This window comes from Parasphingorhabdus sp., assembly GCF_036964675.1.
Lineage (GTDB): Bacteria > Pseudomonadota > Alphaproteobacteria > Sphingomonadales > Sphingomonadaceae > Parasphingorhabdus.
This window is the reverse complement of record NZ_JBALTF010000035.1, coordinates 1-19,961: the sequence shown is the minus strand read 5'-3', so window position 1 is coordinate 19,961 and position 19,961 is coordinate 1. Positions and strand designations below refer to the sequence as shown.

The 19,961-nt window shown below is 57.7% G+C and carries 18 protein-coding genes, 1 tRNA gene and 1 pseudogene; 11 read left to right on the top strand and 9 right to left on the bottom strand.

Annotated elements, in window-relative coordinates:
* Positions 1 to 220 precede the first annotated feature (220 nt).
* The 4 genes from rpsA to aroA all read right to left on the bottom strand — a co-directional run bounded on the left by rpsA (position 221) and on the right by aroA (position 4,380).
* A complete protein-coding gene (rpsA, locus tag V7665_RS07910; RefSeq protein WP_335663992.1) occupies positions 221 to 1,924 on the bottom strand; it encodes a 30S ribosomal protein S1 in 1,704 nt (567 codons plus the stop codon).
* Between the two features lie 208 nt (positions 1,925 to 2,132).
* Complete coding sequence (gene cmk, locus V7665_RS07905; RefSeq protein ID WP_335663991.1) at positions 2,133 to 2,777, bottom strand: (d)CMP kinase; 645 nt, start codon at positions 2,775 to 2,777, stop codon at positions 2,133 to 2,135.
* Positions 2,774 to 3,034: a CBU_0592 family membrane protein gene (locus V7665_RS07900; protein ID WP_335663990.1), complete on the bottom strand. Its 261-nt coding sequence runs from the start codon at positions 3,032 to 3,034 to the stop codon at positions 2,774 to 2,776. The genes cmk and V7665_RS07900 overlap by 4 nt, the downstream gene beginning before the upstream one ends.
* On the bottom strand, positions 3,034 to 4,380 hold the full coding sequence (gene aroA / locus V7665_RS07895) for a 3-phosphoshikimate 1-carboxyvinyltransferase (protein WP_335663989.1): 1,347 nt from the start codon (positions 4,378 to 4,380) through the stop codon (positions 3,034 to 3,036). The genes V7665_RS07900 and aroA overlap by 1 nt, the downstream gene beginning before the upstream one ends.
* A 186-nt stretch (positions 4,381 to 4,566) precedes the next feature.
* On the opposite strand from aroA, the gene V7665_RS07890 reads away from it, so the two are divergent.
* The 5 genes from V7665_RS07890 to V7665_RS07870 all read left to right on the top strand — a co-directional run bounded on the left by V7665_RS07890 (position 4,567) and on the right by V7665_RS07870 (position 8,897).
* Positions 4,567 to 4,890, top strand: coding sequence for a TIGR02300 family protein (locus V7665_RS07890; RefSeq protein ID WP_335663988.1), 324 nt, complete (start codon positions 4,567 to 4,569; stop codon positions 4,888 to 4,890).
* A 50-nt stretch (positions 4,891 to 4,940) separates the two neighbouring features.
* Positions 4,941 to 5,016: transfer RNA gene (locus tag V7665_RS07885), tRNA-Ala, on the top strand.
* A gap of 144 nt (positions 5,017 to 5,160) precedes the next feature.
* Positions 5,161 to 6,345, top strand: coding sequence for an NAD(P)/FAD-dependent oxidoreductase (locus V7665_RS07880; protein WP_335663987.1), 1,185 nt, complete (start codon positions 5,161 to 5,163; stop codon positions 6,343 to 6,345).
* A 99-nt stretch (positions 6,346 to 6,444) separates the two neighbouring features.
* On the top strand, positions 6,445 to 8,421 hold the full coding sequence (locus V7665_RS07875; protein ID WP_335663986.1) for a DEAD/DEAH box helicase: 1,977 nt from the start codon (positions 6,445 to 6,447) through the stop codon (positions 8,419 to 8,421).
* 20 nt (positions 8,422 to 8,441) lie between these two features.
* The gene (locus V7665_RS07870; RefSeq protein WP_335664001.1) at positions 8,442 to 8,897 is read left to right on the top strand and encodes a YaiI/YqxD family protein; all 456 of its coding nucleotides are present in this window, start codon (positions 8,442 to 8,444) and stop codon (positions 8,895 to 8,897) included.
* On the opposite strand, the gene V7665_RS07865 is transcribed toward V7665_RS07870, so the two are convergent.
* The gene (locus V7665_RS07865) at positions 8,894 to 10,840 is read right to left on the bottom strand and encodes a proprotein convertase P-domain-containing protein (protein ID WP_335663985.1); all 1,947 of its coding nucleotides are present in this window, start codon (positions 10,838 to 10,840) and stop codon (positions 8,894 to 8,896) included. The two genes, V7665_RS07870 and V7665_RS07865, sit on opposite strands and share 4 nt — an antisense overlap.
* A 132-nt stretch (positions 10,841 to 10,972) precedes the next feature.
* Positions 10,973 to 11,737, bottom strand: coding sequence for a 16S rRNA (uracil(1498)-N(3))-methyltransferase (locus V7665_RS07860; RefSeq protein ID WP_335663984.1), 765 nt, complete (start codon positions 11,735 to 11,737; stop codon positions 10,973 to 10,975).
* Positions 11,738 to 11,900: 163 nt separating this feature from the next.
* Between V7665_RS07860 and ubiA the strand changes: the two genes are divergently transcribed.
* From ubiA to V7665_RS07840, 4 genes are all read left to right on the top strand, one after another.
* Positions 11,901 to 12,818, top strand: coding sequence for a 4-hydroxybenzoate octaprenyltransferase (gene ubiA, locus V7665_RS07855; protein WP_335663983.1), 918 nt, complete (start codon positions 11,901 to 11,903; stop codon positions 12,816 to 12,818).
* Between the two features lie 146 nt (positions 12,819 to 12,964).
* Positions 12,965 to 13,930, top strand: a complete 966-nt coding sequence (locus V7665_RS07850; protein WP_335663982.1) for an aldo/keto reductase — start codon at positions 12,965 to 12,967, stop codon at positions 13,928 to 13,930.
* Positions 13,931 to 13,962: 32 nt separating this feature from the next.
* A complete protein-coding gene (locus V7665_RS07845) occupies positions 13,963 to 14,898 on the top strand; it encodes an NAD(P)H-dependent flavin oxidoreductase (RefSeq protein ID WP_335663981.1) in 936 nt (311 codons plus the stop codon).
* A 24-nt stretch (positions 14,899 to 14,922) separates the two neighbouring features.
* Positions 14,923 to 16,056 (top strand): NADH oxidase, encoded by a 1,134-nt coding sequence (locus tag V7665_RS07840; RefSeq protein WP_335663980.1) that lies wholly within the window; start codon positions 14,923 to 14,925, stop codon positions 16,054 to 16,056.
* A gap of 395 nt (positions 16,057 to 16,451) precedes the next feature.
* On the opposite strand, the gene V7665_RS07835 is transcribed toward V7665_RS07840, so the two are convergent.
* Complete coding sequence (locus V7665_RS07835) at positions 16,452 to 16,832, bottom strand: VOC family protein (protein WP_335663979.1); 381 nt, start codon at positions 16,830 to 16,832, stop codon at positions 16,452 to 16,454.
* The gene (locus V7665_RS07830; RefSeq protein WP_335663978.1) at positions 16,829 to 17,230 is read right to left on the bottom strand and encodes a VOC family protein; all 402 of its coding nucleotides are present in this window, start codon (positions 17,228 to 17,230) and stop codon (positions 16,829 to 16,831) included. Before V7665_RS07830 ends, V7665_RS07835 begins: the two co-directional genes overlap by 4 nt.
* A gap of 293 nt (positions 17,231 to 17,523) precedes the next feature.
* Between V7665_RS07830 and soxR the strand changes: the two genes are divergently transcribed.
* Both soxR and V7665_RS07820 read left to right on the top strand, forming a co-directional pair.
* Positions 17,524 to 17,967 carry a redox-sensitive transcriptional activator SoxR gene (soxR, locus tag V7665_RS07825; RefSeq protein ID WP_335663977.1) on the top strand — a complete coding sequence of 148 codons (444 nt, stop codon included), beginning with the start codon at positions 17,524 to 17,526 and terminating at the stop codon, positions 17,965 to 17,967.
* 72 nt (positions 17,968 to 18,039) lie between these two features.
* Entirely contained in the window at positions 18,040 to 18,330 is a 291-nt protein-coding gene (locus tag V7665_RS07820) for a GIY-YIG nuclease family protein (protein ID WP_335663976.1), read from the top strand.
* 213 nt (positions 18,331 to 18,543) lie between these two features.
* On the opposite strand, the pseudogene V7665_RS07815 reads toward V7665_RS07820, so the two are convergent.
* Positions 18,544 to 19,961, bottom strand: a pseudogene (locus tag V7665_RS07815) (chromosome segregation protein); the annotation flags it as partial.

Below are 19,961 nucleotides of genomic sequence, written 5' to 3'. Positions count from 1 at the left end.
CTTTCCGATTCCAGATCAATCCATCGGTTTCCCTTCATAGAGATTCCAAGAATCGTGTGATCTTTTATTCTATAAACGATCTAGATGCCAGAAATTACGTCTATTTTCAATGGTCTTGGCAGATTTGCAATAAACTGCTGTGAAAAGGGGCATGGCAAAGAAAAAGCCCACCCCGATGAAGGGGCGGGCTTTTCTGTAATCCGGTCCTGTGGTCGAAGGACTATTCTTCCTTCTTCTTCAGCGCGGCACCCAGGATGTCGCCAAGGCTCGCACCGGAATCGGTTGAACCAAATTGCTCCACAGCCTGCTTCTCTTCAGCCAGCTGATGCGCCTTGATCGAGAAGTTCGGTTTCTTCGAACGGTCGAAGCCGGTGATCATTGCGTCGAGCTTCTGGCCGACCTGGAAGCGGTCCGGACGTTGCTCGTCGCGATCGCGGCCCAAATCGTTGCGTTTGATGAAGCCGGTTGCGCCATCGTCGCCCATCTGGACTTCGAGACCGCCGTCGCGCACTTCCAATACGGTGACAGTTGCCACCGCGCCTTTTTTGAGACCGCCGGTATCAGCGCCGCCCATGGCCGGTGCACCTTTTTCAAGCTGCTTCATGCCAAGCGAAATACGTTCTTTATCAACATCAATGTCGAGAACGATCGCTTTTACCTGTTCACCCTTGTGGTGCAGGTTGAGCGCGTCTTCGCCGGAAATGCCCCATGCGATATCGGACATGTGAACCATGCCGTCGACGTCGCCTTCAAGGCCGATGAACAGACCAAATTCGGTAGCGTTCTTGACTTCGCCTTCAACGGTGCTGCCCACTGGGTGCGTATCCGCAAAGTCGGTCCAGGGGTTGGACTGAGCCTGTTTGAGGCCCAGCGAAATGCGGCGTTTTTCGGTATCGACTTCGAGAACGATAACTTCCACTTCCTGCGAGGTAGAAACGATCTTGCCCGGGTGGACGTTCTTCTTGGTCCAGCTCATTTCGGAAACGTGGACGAGGCCTTCGATGCCTGGTTCCAGTTCGACGAAAGCACCATATTCGGTGATATTCGTAACCGAACCGTTGAGCTTCGTGCCAACCGCATATTTCTCGGTTGCGCTATCCCAGGGATCGCTCTCGAGCTGTTTCATCCCAAGCGAGATACGCTGGGTGTCCTTGTTGATCTTGATGATCTGGACTTTCAGCGTGTCGCCGATGTTGATCATCTCGTTCGGGTGATTGACCCGCTTGTAGCTGAGATCGGTAACATGAAGCAGACCGTCAATACCGCCGAGGTCAACGAACGCACCATAATCGGTGATGTTCTTGACCACGCCTTCGGTAACCTGACCTTCGGCTAGGCTCTCGATAAGACCCGAACGCTGTTCGGCGCGGGTTTCTTCGAGGATTGCACGACGCGAGACAACAATATTGCCGCGCTTGCGATCCATCTTGAGGATCTGGAAGGGCTGGGTGATGTCCATCAACGGAGTCACGTCGCGTACCGGACGGACGTCGACCTGGCTGCCGGGCAGGAAGGCGACGGCGCCATCAAGATCGACCGTAAAGCCGCCTTTGACCCGGCCGAAGATAATGCCTTCGACGCGATTGCCTTCGTCATATTCTTTTTCAAGCTTGTCCCAGCTCGCTTCGCGGCGGGCGCGGTCGCGGGACAGCATGGCTTCGCCATTCACATTTTCAATGCGGTCGACATAGACTTCGACTTCGTCACCGATAGCGAGAGTGGCTTTTTGACCGGGAGCGGCGAATTCGCGCAGCGCTACACGGCCTTCTGATTTCAATCCTACATCGATGACAGCCATGTCATTTTCGATGCCGGTTACGGTGCCTTTGACGACGCGGCCTTCAAAGCCCTGATCTTCGCCACCGAGTGATTCGTTTAACATTGCCGCGAAATCGTCGCGGGTTGGAAATGCCGTTGAGGCCATATGGTTTATTCCTTGATAGTCAATTTTTCTGGCCAGGCGGTTGGTTCCGCCGGTCTTGGACCAAAATTGCCGCGAGCACCTCATGTGACCGCCGCATCCATCAGAAAACTGCCAATATTTGATGTATGCTAGACTAGGCGCAAATGCCAAAAGCTGCGCTAAAGCCGGGGAGGTTCCTTACCAGCCCGTCTTGCACATCATTTGTCTGCTATGCCGGATCTTTGTCGCGCCGGCTGCTTGTCTTCGCATTCACCAAGGCAATTGCCTGCTGAATGGCCGCGTCTATAGTCAAATCGGTGGTGTCTAGCAAGTCTGCATCTGCGGCGGGCTTGAGCGGCGCAGTGGCGCGATTTTGGTCGCGTTCGTCGCGTTTCAAAATGTCCGCCAATATGTCATCAAAATTGGCCGGCTCGCCGCGCCGCTTCATTTCCTCGAAACGCCGCACCGCACGCGCCTCGGACGAAGCCGTGACGAATAATTTTACATCGGCATCCGGTGCGATGACCGTGCCAATGTCGCGACCATCAAGAACGGCACCGGCTGGTTGATGGGCAAAATCCTTCTGGCGTTTGTCCAGCGCTCGTCTCACCTCGGGATGAACCGAGACCCGACTGGCCAAGCCGCCAACCACTTCGCTGCGCAGGGCCGGATTGTCCAGCAACGCGCCGTCAAACACACAGGCGGCCAGCGCAGCGGCGGCATCATCGGCATCCCCGCCCTGCTGCCTGAGCGTCCAGCCAACCGCGCGATAGAGCAGACCGGTATCGAGAAAGGGCAGGGCAAAATGTTTCGCCAGCTGCTTGGAGATCGTGCCTTTGCCAGAAGCGGTCGGGCCATCAACAGCAATAATCATGACCCTTGCCTCGCATGATCCCGATAGGCTTTCCCCAGGCCACCGACCGCGATGATGATCCAGACGATTTCGAGCAGAAACGATGCCAGATTGAAATGCACCATGAGCGAGAGGGTGAGCAACAGGGCGCCGATCAGGTTTGTGCCATTATAGACAAAGGCACTCACGGTCTTGGCATAGACATTATAGGCATAGGCAAAGACGATCAGTGCGCTGCCCACTATGCCGATCACATTGGCGGAAAACCCATCGATCATCAGGCCGCGAGCTTCGTCATGAGATCGTCAAAGCCGGGAAAGCTCGTTTCGACTGGTCTTATATCATCGATGGAGAGGCCGGATTTTGTCACCAGGCCAGCAACCGCGAAGCTCATCGCAATACGGTGATCCAGCGCGGTTTCGATCACCGGTTTGGCCTGTCCGCCAGCCAGCGGTTTGCCGCCGCTGCCTTCGATCAATAATCCATCGTCCTTCTCGGTCAGCTTTACGCCCAGAAGTTCAAGGCCCTTCGCCATTTGCGACAGCCGGTCGGATTCCTTGACCCGCAATTCGTGCAGGCCGCGAGTGGTGGTTTCGCCGCTGGCCATTGCCGCTGCTACGAACAGAATAGGAAATTCGTCGATCATGCTGGGCGCAACATGGGCGGGTATGTCTATGCCGGTGAGCGGGCTATGTTTGACATGGATGTCCGCGACCGGCTCACCGCCAACCGTGCGCTGTTTCTTGAAGCTGATGTCGCCGCCCATATTCTGCAGCACTTCAAACAGGCCAGCGCGGGTCGGATTGATCCCGACATTTTCGATGATGATATCCGATCCGGGAATGATCAACGCTGCAACCACCAGAAAAGCGGCGGATGATGGATCGCCCGGGACCTTGATTTTTTGCGGTTGGAGCTCCGCTTCGCCGGTGAGGGATATGACCCGGCAGCCCTCGGCATCGGTTTCCACGCTGATATTCGCGCCAAAGCCCCTGAGCATGGTTTCGCTATGATCACGGGTGAGCACGGGTTCGACAATCCGGGTAATGCCGGGCGTGTTGAGACCGGCCAGCAGAATCGCCGATTTGACCTGCGCAGAAGCCACCGGCAGGCGATATTCAATCGGGACGGCAGGGCAGATGCCTCTCACGGTGAGCGGCAGGCAGGCCTTATGGTCCGATGTCTGGCGTGCGCGGATGTCCGCCCCCATTTGTGACAGCGGGTCGATCACCCGGCCCATCGGACGTTTTGACAGACTCGCATCGCCGATGAAGGTTGCGCTGATTCCTTGCGATGCGATCAAACCCATCAGCAATCGGGTCGATGTCCCGCTATTGCCCATCTCGAGAGCATTCTCCGGCTGCATCAGGCCGCCAACCCCGACGCCATGGACGGTCCAGACGTCGTCCTTTTTTTCAATCCTTGCGCCCATTGCACGCAGGGCATCGGCGGTCGCGAGGACATCCTCGCCTTCCAGCAGCCCGGTGATCCGGCTCTTGCCGACGGCGAGCGCCGAGAATATCAACGCCCGGTGTGAAATGGACTTGTCTCCGGGAACGGAAATTTTCCCGGAGAGCGGGCCAGACGGTTTGAACGTCGCAGGCTGTAAACTGTTGCTGGTCATGTCAGAGCTTTTTTAGCGGAACGCACAGATGATTCGTGCAGGAATATCAAACGGCTTTTGACAGCGCAGCAAAGCTATGGCAAGGCGCGCCGGATTTCGCGGCTGATTTCAGGTAAAGCTTGAATCGCTGCGTCACGGACTTAAACCAATCAACGACTTGATTTAGACAGGATTTGGACACCAGCCATGGGTAAACCGGAATGGGGCACAAAACGCACATGCCCGAAATGTGGAACGCGCTTTTACGATCTGGGCAAAGAAGACCCGGCAACCTGCGTTGAATGCGGCGAAAGCTTTGTGCCGGAAGCCGTGCTGAAATCCAAGCAGCCAATGCCTTTTGAAGCGCCGAAGAAGGCGGTCAAGAAGGAAGAGGATTCGGTTGACGATGATGATTTGGACATCAACATCGACGATGATGATCCGTCGCCAGACAATGAAGTTGATCTGGGTGGAGACGATGATCTGGGCGTCAGCAAAGGCAAGGGTGACGACGAACCTGCCGATACTTGATTTTTGATTTGCATAATGGAGGGCGTCTGGATTAAAGGCGCTCTTCAAATGGGGCCTTAGCTCAGCTGGGAGAGCGCTTCGCTGGCAGCGAAGAGGTCAGCGGTTCGATCCCGCTAGGCTCCACCAACCTTCGCTCGCTGCGCGAGCTTTGGTTGGCAGGCCGCCCGCGAGCACGGGCGACCAAAAAAATTCCCGAGCATAAGCAACGGGCCCGAAGCGGGCGGCACTCGCAATCTGTTTTTCGACTTATTTGTGAGCTAACGCCAATCCATGCCCAAAGTCCCAACCCATTATGACGCAATAATCCTCGGCGCAGGCGGAGCCGGCCTGATGTGCGCTGCCGTTGCCGGCCAGCGCGGCCGCAAGATATTGCTGATCGATCATGCCGATGAGCCGGGAAAGAAAATCCTGATCTCCGGCGGCGGACGCTGCAATTTCACCAATATCGGCACTGCGCCGGATCGCTATCTGTCGCAGAACAAGCATTTCGCGAAATCGGCCCTGAGCCGCTATTCAGCCGGTGATTTTATCGCGCTGGTCGATCGCTATGGCATCGACTGGCACGAAAAAACATTGGGGCAATTGTTCTGCGACGGGTCTGCGAGGCAGATCGTCGAGATGCTGATGAAAGAATGCCCGGCTGACGCGGTCACCCTGTCGCTGGGGAAAGCGATCACCAATGTCAGCCATGGCGACGGCCGTTATCGGGTGGAATATGGCGGAGAGACCGCCTTTGCCCCTTCGCTTGTGGTTGCCACCGGCGGTCCGTCGATCCCGAAAATGGGGGCGACAGGATTCGCTTATGATCTGGCCCGGCAATTTGGTTTGAAAATCGTCGAGCCAAGGCCGGCGCTGGTGCCGCTGACCCTGGGCGGGGAAGAAACCCTGTTCCGGTCCCTGTCCGGCGTGTCTGCGCCGGTTACCGCGCGCTGCGGAAAAACGGCGTTCCGGGAAGCGGCCCTGTTCACTCACAAGGGCTTGTCGGGGCCGGCGATCCTGCAAATTTCGTCTTACTGGCAGCATGGGGAGCCGGTTGAAATCGATTTTCTGTCCGATTTGCCGAGCGACTGGCTCACTCAGGTCAAGCAGCAACTGCCCCGGCTCTCGCTGAAGAAAGCGATTAACGCCCATTTGCCCGCGCGCTTGACCGAGACTTTGATCGAGCGGATTGCGCTTGATGGCGAACTGGGGAATCTGACCGACAAGAAACTGGCTGAAGCGGCGCGCCGCTTGTCCCATTGGCGCTTCATGCCCAACGGAACCGAGGGTTTTGCCAAGGCTGAAGTCACGGCTGGCGGGATCAGTACGGCGGAAATTTCGTCCAAAAATATGGAAGCTAGGCAAGTACCCGGATTCTATGCTATTGGGGAAGCCGTTGATGTCACCGGCTGGCTCGGTGGCTATAATTTTCAATGGGCTTGGGCGAGTGGCCATGCTGCCGGTAAGGCAATATGATCCCCAGCGCAGGCCCTTTTAAAACAACCTAATCTTCATAAACCGCAGGCGACTGGCATTTCCGCGCGGCTTTAACTTTTGCCACGGAATTAGAACATTATGCCTTTCACGAAAATTTCTCCGCTTCTAGCTGAGGCGCTCACGGCGCGCGAATATATCAAGCCGACCCCCGTTCAGGCCGCTGTGCTTGAAACAGAAGCGGAAGGCCGCGATCTTATCGTGTCCGCCCAGACCGGCTCCGGGAAAACCGTTGCCTTTGGTCTGGCGATGGCGCCGCAATTGCTCGATGAAAACGGGCGCTTCCCGTTTCTGGTCGAGCCGCTGGCACTGGTAATCGCTCCGACTCGCGAACTCGCCCTGCAGGTGAGTCGCGAGCTGACCTGGCTGTATCAGCCTGCTGGTGCGCAAATTGCGACCTGTGTCGGCGGTATGGACGCTTCGAAAGAGCGGCGCACGCTGCGGCGCGGCGCGCATGTCATCGTCGGTACGCCCGGCCGCTTGCGCGACCATCTCGAACGCGGCGCGCTCGACCTGAAAAATCTTCGTGCGGCGGTACTCGACGAAGCGGATGAAATGCTCGACATGGGCTTTCGCGAAGATCTGGAAGAAATTCTCGATGCAACCGGCGAAAATCGCCGGACATTGATGTTCTCGGCGACCATACCGAAGCCGATCATCAATCTTGCAAAACGCTATCAGAATGACGCCTTGCGCATTTCAACGGTTGGCGAAGATCGTGGGCACGGCGATATTGCCTATCAGGCGATAACCGTTGCTCCGGCCGACACCGAAAATGCGGTGGTCAATCTGCTGCGCTTTCATGAAGCCGAATCGGCGATGCTGTTCTGCGGCACGCGCGAAGCGGTACGCCGTCTGCACGCCAGTCTGGTCGATCGCGGGTTCAGTGCTGTGGCGCTGTCCGGTGAACATACCCAGAGCGAGCGCAACCAGGCGATGCAGGCCCTGCGGAGCAAGCGCGCGCGCGTCTGTGTAGCAACCGATGTGGCTGCCCGAGGCCTCGATTTGCCGACGTTGAGCCTCGTCGTCCATGTCGACATGCCGCGCGATGCAGAAACCTTGCAGCATCGGTCCGGACGAACCGGACGTGCCGGCAAAAAGGGCACGGCGGTTATCATCGTGCCTTATCAGCGGCGCAAGCGGGTTGAAGCGATGTTGCGCGGCGCGAAAATCAATGCCGAATGGAAAGATGCACCGACCCGCGCCGACATTCGCAAGAATGATGCCGAGCGGCTGATCGAAACATTGTTGCAGCCGGTCGAGATTGATGAAGATGATTTGGCATTGGCGAAACGTCTGATGGCCGAAAAAACGCCGGAAGAAATCGCTGCCATGCTGGTCCAGTCGCATCGCGCTAAAATGCCGGCTCCGGAACAGATGCTTGATCGCGGTGCGCAGTCGCAAGCCGCTCCAGGCGGTCCGCGTCCGGGATTTGAAGATACGGTCTGGTTCAAGATGAACGTCGGTCATAATCAGCGCGCCGATGCTCGCTGGCTGTTGCCGGTATTGTGCCGCCGTGGTCATATCACCAAGAATGAAATTGGTGCGATCCGGATCAACGGCGACGACACATTGTTCGAAATTCCGCGCCGGGTGGTTGATAAATTTACCGCTGCCGTTGCCGAGAAAAGAGAAGCCGGCGGGGATGATACCGATGATATCGTAATCACCCAGTTCGAAGGCAAGCCGCGCGATGAAGCGAAGCGCAACCGCAAGGGTGGACGCCCGGACAATGCTGGAGGCCAACGCGATTACAGCAACGCCAGCAAAAAACATGGCGGCAAGCAATTTGGCAAGAACAAGTTTGGCGACAAGAAATTCGGTGACAAACCGGGTGGCGGCGGCAAGCCTTATCAGAAGCGCAAGCCGGAAGGCGAAGGCGGTTCTGACGGCGGCGGACCAAAGCGCGAATTTGGCGGCGGTTTCAAAAAGAAAACCGACTTTAAAGGCGATCGCAAATCCGGCTCCGGCGGCAATTTCGGCGGCGATAATAAAAAGCCGCATCGCGGAAAGCGTCCCTATGAAGGCGCGAAACCCGGCGGTCCCAAAGCCGACTGATCCTTTCGATGTCCGACGCCATTCAAATATTGGTTGATGCTGACGCCTGCCCGGTAAAGGATGAAATTTACCGGGTGGCGGACCGTCATGCGGTGGCGGTGGTGATTGTCAGCAACAGCCCGTTTCGGGTGCCGGATCATCCGCTGGTCAGCCGGGTGGTGGTCAGCGATGCCTTTGATGCCGCAGATGACTATATCGCCGAAAGAACCAGCCCGCGCACCGTCGTGGTCACGTCCGACATATTGCTGGCGGATCGATGCGTGAAGGCTGGCGCGGCGGTGGTCGGGTCGAATGGCAAGCCATTTACCCCCGATTCGATTGGAGCGGCCGTTGCAACGCGGGCGATCATGGCCGACCTGCGCGCCGGCATGGGGACAGAGAATATCGGCGGTCCGCCGCCGTTTGGCAAAGCGGACCGTTCCCGGTTCCTGTCTGCTCTCGATGAAATATTGGTGCGTCTGAAGCGTCTCGGCTAATCTAGTTTTACCCGGAAAATCAGCGCGAAACTGCTCGCCGGTGCCAATGATGCCGCGGTAGCGGTGATCGTTGAACCGGCAATATAGGCGCCATAAGGGTCGCTTTCATCGGCACCTGTCGCATTGTCATCTTCCACCGTTGTGGCAGACCCGCAATTGCTGCCGCTCCGCATCGACCCTGTAGCATAAGTGAATGGACCGGTCAGGCTATCGGTGGCGACAACCGCGTCGGCTTTGGCTGCGCCGCTGTTGCTGATCAGAATGCAATATTGCACGATGGCATCCGGGATGCGTTTGGGGTTTGTCGAGCCATTGACCGGATCGCTGATGATTGAGCTGATTTTGGTCACACTCAAAGTTGTTGTGGGCTTGCAGAATGTAATGTCATGGATCGACATCGCCTGATTGCCCGATGATGTCGGGGTCGTCGGCAGATGATTGCCATAGACGACGGTTACCGAATCCACCGGCGACGTGAAGGTCACGACGACATTGCCGAACGGGTCTGTCGCGCCGGATGCGCCGTCACCAATCACGCTGTTGCCGCTGACATAATTGGCCGTATTGTTCGACAGGGTCGGCAGCACAGTGGCGCCATTATAGGTACCGGTTACCGTCACTTTGTCGGTGAACTGGTTGGCGGCAAAGTCGATATCAAAAATCCTGAACTGAAGGCCGGGGACCGCAGCCGGCAAGGTGAACTTGGTGCTGGAAACATGCGTTTCATTGCCGTTGTTCATGTAGAAATAGAGGGCCTGGGTTCCGGCTGCACCACCGCCGCTATTGTCGGTCGTGATGGCGGGCGTGTTGTTGGCGAATCCATTCGGTGGTTGCGTTACATTAACAGCAATATTGCCGAGACCGGTGACATTATAGGTGTGACTGAGCGAACCCGAAGGCGACCAGGCGGTCGCTCCACCCCAGCTGAAAGTGATCTGGTTGGCAATCGAACATACCGAGGTCAGCGGCGGTACGTAGCCGGGCAGGCGCCCGCCTGCGGTAAAGCTCACGCTGGCATAATCATCTTCGCTGGCGACCCCGTTATTGGGGGTTGAATCAATATCCACAGCGGATGACGAGCGAATTTGCGCTGTGTTTGTGATCGTACCCGAGGTCGCCGTTATGGTGACGTCCAGATTGATCGACAGAGTCTGCCCCGGGGCAATCGTCGTGCCCAAAGTCCAGATGCCACCACTGTAGGTCCCTGTGCCTGAAGTGGCGGTCAGCGTCACACCGCTGGGCAGCGTGTCACTCACGGTTACGCCTGACGCCGACAATGTCGATGCCGAGGCATTGGTCACCGACAAGGTATATCGTCCCGTATTGGTCGATGTCGCGCCAAATATCTTGGTTAGCGAGAGATCGGCATAGTTGGTTGGCGCGCTGGTCAGGTACAGATCGGCGCGGCGTATTGACCCGGTGTCGACACCCTGTTGGTCACAGATTTTTAGCGTCCATATACCCTGCGCATTTTCACCATCAAACGCAGCCAGGGTGGCTTGTGGAGTCTTTGTGCTATTGTAGGCCGGCGTCAACGGGTCATTGGACGTGTGCGAGGCAATGGTTCCGCCGCTGGCTTCGTCATCAAATCTGACGTTGAGATTGTCCGCGCTTCCGCCGACATAATCCATCAATGTGACGACGCTACCGGTCGGCGACGTCAATGTGATTCTCAAATCGCGGCGGTAGGTGTGATCCAGCAAGATACCGATATCGACGTCAGCCACCGCATAGCTGGCGCCGACGCTGAAAGTCCGGTTAACCGTCGCAGGACAGGCATTGTCCGGGATCGCAACCGTGCTGCTATTCGAATAGGTAGTGACGGTCTGGGCCTCGGCCTTTCCGGCGGGCAGTAGGGCGATCAGGCACAGGCACAACAATCCCCACACCAATGTGTGGATGGTCAATCGGCTCTGGCCCCCGATAGATTTCCCCAAAAACATCGATTTGCCCTATCCACTATGGGCTAATTAATGGTTAACCAGGCCGCATCGGCCATCAGATTTTACAAGGATTTCAGTATGTTTCCATGGCTGCTGGATGCGCGTGAAAAATGCCAAAGCCCAAACCAAGGTCTAGGCAGGATTCCAGTCACCGCGACCAGCCATCCACAGGCTGATCGCCGCTATCGCAGCGGTATCGGCACGCAATATTCTGGGGCCGAGCGATACCGCGACGGACTGGGGCAGGGCGCGGATCATTTCATTTTCGCTGTCGGAAAAGCCGCCTTCGGGGCCGATCAGGATCGCCGCCGGACCAGCATGGGCGACCAGCGCCTTGCGAAAGTTGCCTTCGCCGGTGGCGTGGATGCGCTCGTCGGCAAAGAAAAGATGGCGATCTTTGGGCCATTGTTCCAGCATATCGTTAAGTTTCGTCAGCGGATCGAGCGAGGGCAGGGCCGTGCGTTCGCATTGCTCCGCTGCCTCGATCATATGGGCGCGCAATTTCTCCAGCTTGATGCCCTGACCCTGGGTCCGTGCGGTTTGCACCGGCATGATCCTGGCCACGCCCAATTCGGTGGCTTTTTCGACGATCCAGTTGAAGCGGTCCTTCTTGATCGGTGCGGCGCACAGCCACAGATCGGGGACAGCTTCCCGGTCCCGGGTCTTGCCGTCGATCATCAGGATCAGATCGCGTTTGCCCAGGACTGCCACATGAGAGAGATATTCACCGGTGCGATCATCAAACAGCTTGACCGGATCGCCCTGTTTGATCCGCATGACCTTGAGCAGATAATGGGCATGGCTACCGTCGAGACGGATGTCAGCGCCGTCTGACAGTTCGACATCAACGTAGAGGCGCGGGGCGCTGTGCGGGGGATAGGCAGGGGTGGCTGGCATCGACCTTGTTTAGCGCCCCGTTTCATTCTCGTCATGCTGAATTTATTTCAGTATCTCTTGAGGAAGAATGCACATGTCCGGGGGAGGTCCTGAAACAAGTTCAGGATGACGAGTTAGAGAAGTTCAGGATGACGAATTAGAGAAATGACGATAAGCGACTATCATGTCCAACCAATCAGATCATATCGTTCCAGACACGGAACATAAAGGAATCATCGGCCTGTTGCCGACCATGGTCCGGCCCTATGCCATGCTCGCCCGTTTTGACCGGCCGATCGGCTGGTGGCTGCTCTATTGGCCCTGTGCCTGGGGCATCGCGCTGGCTGGCGGCGCGATCGAGCGCTGGGATCTGCTGCTCTGGCTATTGCTTGGTTCGATTGCGATGCGCGGAGCGGGCTGTGTCTATAATGATATCGTCGATCGTGATCTCGACCGTCAGGTGGAGCGAACCCGCTCGCGGCCTTTGGCCAGCGGTGCCGTATCGCTCAAGGCCGCCTGGATATGGCTGGCTACGCTCTGCCTGATCGGGCTGATCGTCTGGTTCCAGATCAATGGTACCGCCAAGCTGGTGGCGCTGGGCAGTCTGGCTCTGGTCGCCGCCTATCCGTTCATGAAGCGCATCACCTGGTGGCCGCAGGCCTGGCTGGGACTGGTGTTCAGCTGGGGCGCACTGGTCGGCTGGCTGGTGATTGATCCGCAATTCCACTTGGCGATGGTTCTGCTCTACCTCGGGTCGATATTCTGGGTGATCGGCTATGACACGATCTATGCGCTGCAGGATCGGGAGGATGACGCCTTGGTCGGGATCCGTTCAAGCGCGCTACGGCTGGGAGAGAATGTGCGCTTTGGCGTGCTGGTCTTTTACATGACGGCACTGGCTAGCTGGGCAGCGGCTTTCTGGATGCTCCGCCCGCAATGGCTTGGCCTTGTCGCGCTTGCGCCTATGGGACTGCACCTCCTTTGGCAGGTAACGACTTTGAAAAGTGGTGATGGCGATGATGCACTGGCCAAATTCCGATCCAATCGCTTTGCCGGCTTTCTGATGTTTCTCGCCTGCCTCGTTCTCGGACAGGCAAGTTAGCGACCAGAGAAATTGGATTGCGTTTCGCAACCCATAGGGGTTATGATACTTAACCGTACAGTTAAGCCATCGCCCTATTTCCCGGAGACATTTGCATGAAAACACGCCGTCTGGGCCGAAGCCCGATATACGTATCCGAAATATGCATGGGAACAATGACCTTTGGCAGCGGCGCTGACGAAGCCATGTCGCACAGGATCATGGATGAATCCGTCGAGGCCGGGATTAATTTTTTTGACACGGCGGAAAATTATCCGGTGCCGCCGAAGCGGGAGTGGGCAGGCGAGACCGAGAATATTGTCGGCCGCTGGATGAAGGGCAAGGATCGCGACAGTCTGATCATCGCGACCAAGGTCTCCGGCCCGAGCCACGGATGGATCGAATCCTCGCAACGCGCCGGAATGACGGCGATGGATCGCCACAATATCGTCAAGGCGCTCGACGACAGTCTCAGGCGGCTGCAGACCGATTATATCGATCTCTACCAGACTCACTGGCCCGATCATGGCACCGCTTATGACGAGACCATGGAAGTGCTCGACGAAGAAATTCGCAAGGGCAAGATCCGCACCATCGGTTGTTCCAACGAAACCAGCTGGGGCCTGATGAAATCGCTCGAGGCTTCCGAGCGACTGGGCGTCACCCGCTATTGCACCATCCAGAATAATTTCAGCATGAACAACCGCCGGTTCGAGGACGAACTGGCGCAGGTCTGCCGGGAGGAAGGGGTCAGCCTGATCCCTTATTCGCCGCTCGCTGGCGGTGCCTTGTCGGGCAAATATAATGATGGTGCGACGCCCGAAGGCGCACGTTTTTCTGCCTATATCAATATGGGTGGCCGGCAGAAGAAAATGGCCGAACGGTTCGTCAATCCCAAGTCGGAAGAATCAACCAAGCGCTTCATGGCCATTGCCGACGAACTGGGCGTTGCGCCAGTGACGCTGGCAACCGCCTGGTCGAAACAGCATGATTTTGTCGCCTCCACCATTGTCGGCGCGACCCACACTGATCAGCTGCCCGAGATTTTTGCTGCCGCCGATCTGGTGCTCAGCGACGAGATGATGAAGCGGATCTACAAGATCAGCCGGGAAATCATGTACCCGATGGGTTGAGCGCCGAACGACAAGCAGCAGAAAGAACAGTGATGAACCGTTTCCTCAAACATTGCGGCGCGAAATATCCGATCGTGCAGGCGCCGATGGGCTGGATCGCCCGGTCGCAGCTGGCATCGGCTGTCTGCAACGCTGGCGGGTTTGGGATAATTGAGACCAGTTCCGGCGAGACCGAAGCCTGTATGGCCGAGATCGAAAAGATGAAGGATCTGACAGGCGCTCCGTTCGGCGTGAATCTGCCGATCATGTTCCTGAAGGATCCCGCGATCCTGGATCATATTTGCGAATCCGGCGTGAAATTCGTGACCACCTCGGCCGGCAGCCCGCGCAAATTTGTCGGGCCGCTGCAAGAGGCCGGAATTATCGTCTATCATGCGGTTCCGACCGTCGCTGCGGCAATGGGCTGCGTCGAAGCGGGCGTCGATGGCCTGATTGTCGAGGGCGCAGAAGGCGGCGGCTTCAAGAATCCGGAGGAAGTCTCGACATTGGTATTGCTGCAGGCAATCCGCCGGCAGACCGATATCCCGATGGTTGCGGCTGGCGGCATTGCCGACGGCAAGGGCATGGCGGCGGCCTTTGCACTGGGCGCGGAAGGCGTTCAGATGGGCACGCGCTTCGTTTCGAGCGCCGAAAGCCCGGTGCATATGAACTATAAGCAGGCGATTATCGATGCCAGGGAAACCGGCACCTATGTGCTGAACAAGAAGGCCTCGCCCTGCATTCGGGCGCTGAAAACCGAGCGCACAGCGAAAATATACGAGGACGGCCTGATGCCGGCCGATACGTTCAAGGGCATCATGGATGTCTATTTCGGCGGCGACATGGAAGCGTCCGTTGGTCTGGCCGGACAATCTTCCGGTTTGATTGACGAGGTAAAAACTGCCAAACAGATTATCGACGAAACGGTGACCGAATTTTTCGAGATCACCGCAAGATTGGGCGCGCTAGCCGCCACCAAAAGTTTCTAGAAAAACAAGAGAGAGGAATATCCAATGAGTCACTTCCCCGACGCAAAGCAACTATTCACCACCGTTACCGAAGACGGCAAATCCATTTTGTCGATCGAACCCTATGCCGTGCCCGAACCGAAAGAGCATGAAGTCGTGGTCCAGATGGAAGCGGTGCCGATCAATCCCTCCGATCTCGGCCTGCTGACCGCTGCTGCCAATATGGACACAGTCCGCAGCGAAACTGTTGACGGCCATCCAGCTCTGGTTGCGGACGTTGACCCCGTGATGCAACCTTTCTTCAAAGGCCGTGCCGGCAAGAAACTGGCTGCCGGCAATGAAGGCGCGGGTACTGTTGTTGCGGCCGGATCATCCGATGCGGCGCAGGCCCTGATGGGCAAGGTCGTGACAATCGTCGGCGGCGAAATGTATCGCACCCACCGCGTCATGCCGGCGATGATGTGCGTGCCGCTGCCCGAAGGCGCGCCAGCAAAAGAAGGCGCTTCGCTGTTCGTCAATCCGATGACCGCGCAGGGCTTCATCAACACCATGCGCGCCGAAGGCCATGAAGCCTTGGTTCATACCGCTGCGGCCTCCAATCTCGGTCAGATGCTCGCCAAGCTTTGCATCAAGGAAGGCGTGCCACTGGTCGCCATCGTGCGCTCCGACGCACAGAAGAAAATCCTCACCGACATTGGCCTGACCCATGTGATTGACAGCACCAGGGACGATTTCATGGACAAGCTGATCGCCGCCCTGGCCGAAACCGGTGCGACGCTCGGCTTTGACGCGATTGGTGGCGGCAAGATGGCGAGCCACATCCTGACCGCGATGGAAAAGGCAGCGGCCGTGCGCGGCGCGGAATTCAGCGTCTATGGCTCTACCGTCAACAAGCAGGTCTATATCTATGGCCGTCTCGACACTGGCGAAACGATCCTTGGCGGCGGCCTTGGCCTCTACTGGGGTGTCGGCGGCTGGCTGCTGACCCCGCATCTCGAAAAGGTCGGGATGGAACGGATGATGGAAATGCGCATGTATACCGTCGCCGAACGCAATGGCATCTTCCACAGCGACTATTCCAGCGAGATCAGCCTGATGGACATGATCAACCCGGACATCGCCAAGGGCTATGAGAAGAAGGCGACCGGCGAGAAGGTGCTGGTTAATCCGAGTCTGTAGTCGACCGGCAACAAACACTTCAATGATGAGAGGTGGCTAACTACAATTCGTCACCCCGGACTTGATCCGGGGTCTAGGGCGGCAATGCGCCAATATGGCGGTTGCCGCTCTGGATCCTGAAACAAGTTCAGGATGACGAACCCCTCTGCCTTGAGGGAGTTTGGTTCTGCTGCAGGTAAAACATGCCCCCGGCATGTTTTAGAAACGATCCGGCGGATCGTTTCGACCTGAAGCCGAATCAAACTGGTTGTGCAGACTTGGCAGCTTGCTGCCTAGTCGGAGCTGGGTGAGGGTGTTCTGCCGGTAGGTTGGTGCCACCCTAGCACCCTCATCCAACTGCGGCTAAGCGCCTTCGGCGCTAAGCCTTCGTATCCTTCTCCCTTAAGGGAGAAGGCCTAGTTGTAGCTCACCACTTCCCACTCGATGCCGTTCCAGTCGAAGAAATAGAAGCGTCGCCCCGGAGCATAATCGCCATGGTTAAACGGCTCGAGCCCAGCCGCGATAACCTTCGCCTCTACCGCATCCAGATCATCGACGGTTACGCCGATATGGTTCATCGGTTCGCCCTTGTTGAACATGGGGTCGTCCGCCCGCACTTCCTGATTGGTGTATAGCGCGATATAATCGTCATCCGTCCCGATGTGGATCGTGTGGCCATCCGACATTGATGGCCCCTCCCACCGGATATGCCAGCCAAACAGATCGCGCAGCAGGGCGGCGCTCCGTTGCGGGTCGCTGACCGTGATGTTGACGTGCTCCAGTTTTCCGTTGGTCATTTTTCATTACCTTTCTCCATTGTTGATTGAGTGATCCGCCAGGGCGGGAAGCGGCGGTTGTCGCCGCCGTAAAACAGGCAGATATCATTGCCCGCCGGGTCACGCAGCTGCGCTTCGCGCCAACCCCAGCTCTGGTCGGTGGGTGCCGTGTCGAAGGCGATGCCGGCGGATTGCAGATCCGCGACTTTTGTGTCGAGATCGTCGCATTCGAAGTAGATGATGGTCGAAGCGGCGCCGATCCGCTCCACCTTATGGATCGAGAAGGTCTCCCCGGTCGGCGTTTCGAAGCGGGCGTAGCGGGGCGGGGCATCGACGATCTGGGTCAGGCCAAGCCTTTGATAAAAGGTGAGCGATTGATCATAATCCAGGCATCCGACGGTGACCTGATTGAGTTTCATCTGCTGTTTCCTCGCTGTTTCGGCATCGGTTTACTGGATGAATTGGAAGCATGTTTGCCGCTTTGCCGGCGGCTGTCCGAGCCCGCCAATTCTCCATGCTTGCGATTCGTACAACCTCAAGCTAAGTTGAGGTCAAGATATTATTTCTGTGCTCCTGCGCAGGCAGGAGCCCATCTCGTGAAGAACCGTCTGGGTGTCAGGGCAGTTAGAGAAAACTGCCAGCGCGCCCAGTCCAGAATGCTGGAGATGGCCCCCGGCCTTCGCCGGGGAACAGGAGCCGCAAAGGAACCAAAATGCCCGAAACCAAAACCCTGACCATCGGCGCGCTCGCCGCCCGCACAGGCCTCTCGGTCTCGGCGATCCGCTTTTACGAGGAAAAGGGGCTGGTCGAACCGTTCCGCTCCGGCGGCGGCCAGCGGCGCTTCCTGCGCTCGGACATCCGCCGGCTCAGCTTCGTCCTGATCGCCCAGCAACTGGGCCTGAGCATCGGCGAAATCCAGCGCCAGCTCGCCAGTCTCCCGCATGGCCGCACCCCGACTCAGGCCGACTGGACCCGGATCAGCAAGGCGATGCGCGGGGTGATTGACGCAAGGATCGCGCAACTGGAACGGACGCGCGACCAGCTGGATGGCTGTATCGGTTGTGGCTGTCTGAGCCTGAAAAAATGCGCGCTTTATAATCCCGAGGACCGGGCGGGATTGAAGGGGCCGGGGCCGCGGCTGGTGTTGGGGGATTGATAGAACCGGTCAGTCGGGGATTTCCGTTAGTCCTGAGCTTGTCGAAGGACGCCTCAAGGTTAGAACGCAATCATGGCCTTTTACACCTATATATTGAAATGTTCGGACGCCAGTTTTTACACCGGTCATACGGACAATCTGGAACAACGTTTCGCGCAGCATCAGAGCGGGTATTTTACCGGATATACCTACAAACGTCGGCCGGTTGAATTGGTGTGGTCCGAGAATTTCTCAACCCGCTATGAGGCATTGGAGGCGGAAAAGCGGATCAAGGGTTGGACGAGGGCCAAGAAGCAGGCGCTGATCGATGGTGATTGGGAATTGCTGTCTTTGTTATCCAGAAACTGCAGTCATAGACGATAAGCGGGGTTCGACAGGCTCACCCCTGACGGAATTTACCGATGGTCACTAGGGACCGTTTGACCTGAGCCTATCGAAGGGCGCTTATCCTCTAAAAAGTAGCGCACCTATAGACTAGGGTCGGGGTTCGACAGGCTCACCCCTAACGGAATTTTGGTCACCATGAACCGTTAGTCCTGAGCTTGTCGAAGGGCGCTTATGTGTTGAACGCTAATCTCACTCCGCCGCCAGCAACTCTTCCGCCGCATCGAGATCGACCGAAACCAGCTGGCTGATCCCCCGCTCGACCATCGTCACGCCAAACAGCCGGTGCATCCGGCTCATGGTCACGGCATTGTGGGTGACGATCAGATAGCGGGTGCTGGTTTCCGCCACCATCTTGTCGAGCAGGTCGCAGAAACGCTCGATATTGGCGTCGTCCAGTGGCGCATCCACCTCGTCGAGCACGCAAATTGGTGCCGGATTGGTTAGAAATAAACCGAATATAAGTGCCACAGCGGTTAATGCCTGTTCACCGCCCGACAGCAGCGTGAGCGAGGTCAGCTTCTTGCCCGGCGGCTGGGCCATGATCTCCAGCCCGGCTTCCAGCGGATCGTCGCTGTTGATCATTTCGAGATGGGCCTTGCCGCCATCGAAAAGGGTGGCGAACAGCCGCTGGAAATGTTTGTCGACTTCTTCGAACGCCGCAAGCAGCCGTTGCCGTCCTTCGCGGTTGAGGCTGCCGATCGAGCCGCGCAGCTGATGGATCGCCTCGTTCAGTTCTCCGCTTTCTTTGGTCGATTTTTCCCACTCGGCTTCCAGTTCCGCGAGTTCGTCGGCGGCGACCAGATTGACTGGCCCGATCCGCTCGCGGCTGAGCGAGAGGCGTTCGAGTTCCGCCGATTCCTCAGAGGCATCGCCTACCGTGTCTTCGTCAAATTCCAGTTTCTTCGGCAATACCGGTGCCGGGCATTCGAATTTTTCCGCCGAAATCCGGCCCATTTCCATCCGGCGCAAATCCTGATTTTCGGCCCGCGCCTTGGCCCCGGCGCGCGTTTCGCGGGCCTGGCTGAGCATTTCGCTGGCCTGGGCGAGCCGGTCCTCATGGTCGCGTTGGGCCAGTTCGGCGGTCTGCAGCGCGCTGTCTTTCTCGGCCACCCTGGCGTTGAGCGCCTCCTGCTGTTCCGCCAGTCTGGTGACTTCCACTTCGATCACCCGCGGTCGGTCGGCGAGATTGTCGACTTCGGCCTCGATCATCGCGCCGCGCTTGGCCATTTCCTTCATCCGCGCTTCGGCCTCGCCGGAGCGATCCTGCCACGAGCGGATTTGCGCGCTGGCGACGGCTTTCTGTTCCTTCACCTGCGCCAACCTCTGGTCGATCGCGGACAGCGCTGCTTGCGAGGACATCACCTGACCGCGCGCGGCATCGCGCTGATCCTGCAGGGCGGCTCGCGCCCGTTCCTGCGCTGCGCCATCGGGCTGGCTGGCGCGCTCCTTTTGCGTCGCTTCCAGTTCGGCCAGCGCGGTGGCATTTTCCGCTTTCAGCGCTGCATCCCGTTCGGCGAGGCTGGCAGTGCGCTTCTGCAGCCAGGCCAATGCCTCTTCCGCCTGATCGGCTTCGCGCAGCGCCCGGCGCAATGCTTCCTCGGCATCGC

Coding starts and splice junctions, on each gene's coding strand:
- rpsA (WP_335663992.1), bottom strand. CDS start 1,924: ATGGCCTCAACGGCATTTCCAACCCGCGACGATTTCGCGGCAATGTTA.
- cmk (WP_335663991.1), bottom strand. CDS start 2,777: ATGATTATTGCTGTTGATGGCCCGACCGCTTCTGGCAAAGGCACGATC.
- V7665_RS07900 (WP_335663990.1), bottom strand. CDS start 3,034: ATGATCGATGGGTTTTCCGCCAATGTGATCGGCATAGTGGGCAGCGCA.
- aroA (WP_335663989.1), bottom strand. CDS start 4,380: ATGACCAGCAACAGTTTACAGCCTGCGACGTTCAAACCGTCTGGCCCG.
- V7665_RS07890 (WP_335663988.1), top strand. CDS start 4,567: ATGGGTAAACCGGAATGGGGCACAAAACGCACATGCCCGAAATGTGGA.
- V7665_RS07880 (WP_335663987.1), top strand. CDS start 5,161: ATGCCCAAAGTCCCAACCCATTATGACGCAATAATCCTCGGCGCAGGC.
- V7665_RS07875 (WP_335663986.1), top strand. CDS start 6,445: ATGCCTTTCACGAAAATTTCTCCGCTTCTAGCTGAGGCGCTCACGGCG.
- V7665_RS07865 (WP_335663985.1), bottom strand. CDS start 10,840: ATGTTTTTGGGGAAATCTATCGGGGGCCAGAGCCGATTGACCATCCAC.
- V7665_RS07860 (WP_335663984.1), bottom strand. CDS start 11,737: ATGCCAGCCACCCCTGCCTATCCCCCGCACAGCGCCCCGCGCCTCTAC.
- ubiA (WP_335663983.1), top strand. CDS start 11,901: ATGTCCAACCAATCAGATCATATCGTTCCAGACACGGAACATAAAGGA.
- V7665_RS07850 (WP_335663982.1), top strand. CDS start 12,965: ATGGGAACAATGACCTTTGGCAGCGGCGCTGACGAAGCCATGTCGCAC.
- V7665_RS07845 (WP_335663981.1), top strand. CDS start 13,963: ATGAACCGTTTCCTCAAACATTGCGGCGCGAAATATCCGATCGTGCAG.
- V7665_RS07840 (WP_335663980.1), top strand. CDS start 14,923: ATGAGTCACTTCCCCGACGCAAAGCAACTATTCACCACCGTTACCGAA.
- V7665_RS07835 (WP_335663979.1), bottom strand. CDS start 16,832: ATGACCAACGGAAAACTGGAGCACGTCAACATCACGGTCAGCGACCCG.
- V7665_RS07830 (WP_335663978.1), bottom strand. CDS start 17,230: ATGAAACTCAATCAGGTCACCGTCGGATGCCTGGATTATGATCAATCG.
- soxR (WP_335663977.1), top strand. CDS start 17,524: ATGCCCGAAACCAAAACCCTGACCATCGGCGCGCTCGCCGCCCGCACA.
- V7665_RS07820 (WP_335663976.1), top strand. CDS start 18,040: ATGGCCTTTTACACCTATATATTGAAATGTTCGGACGCCAGTTTTTAC.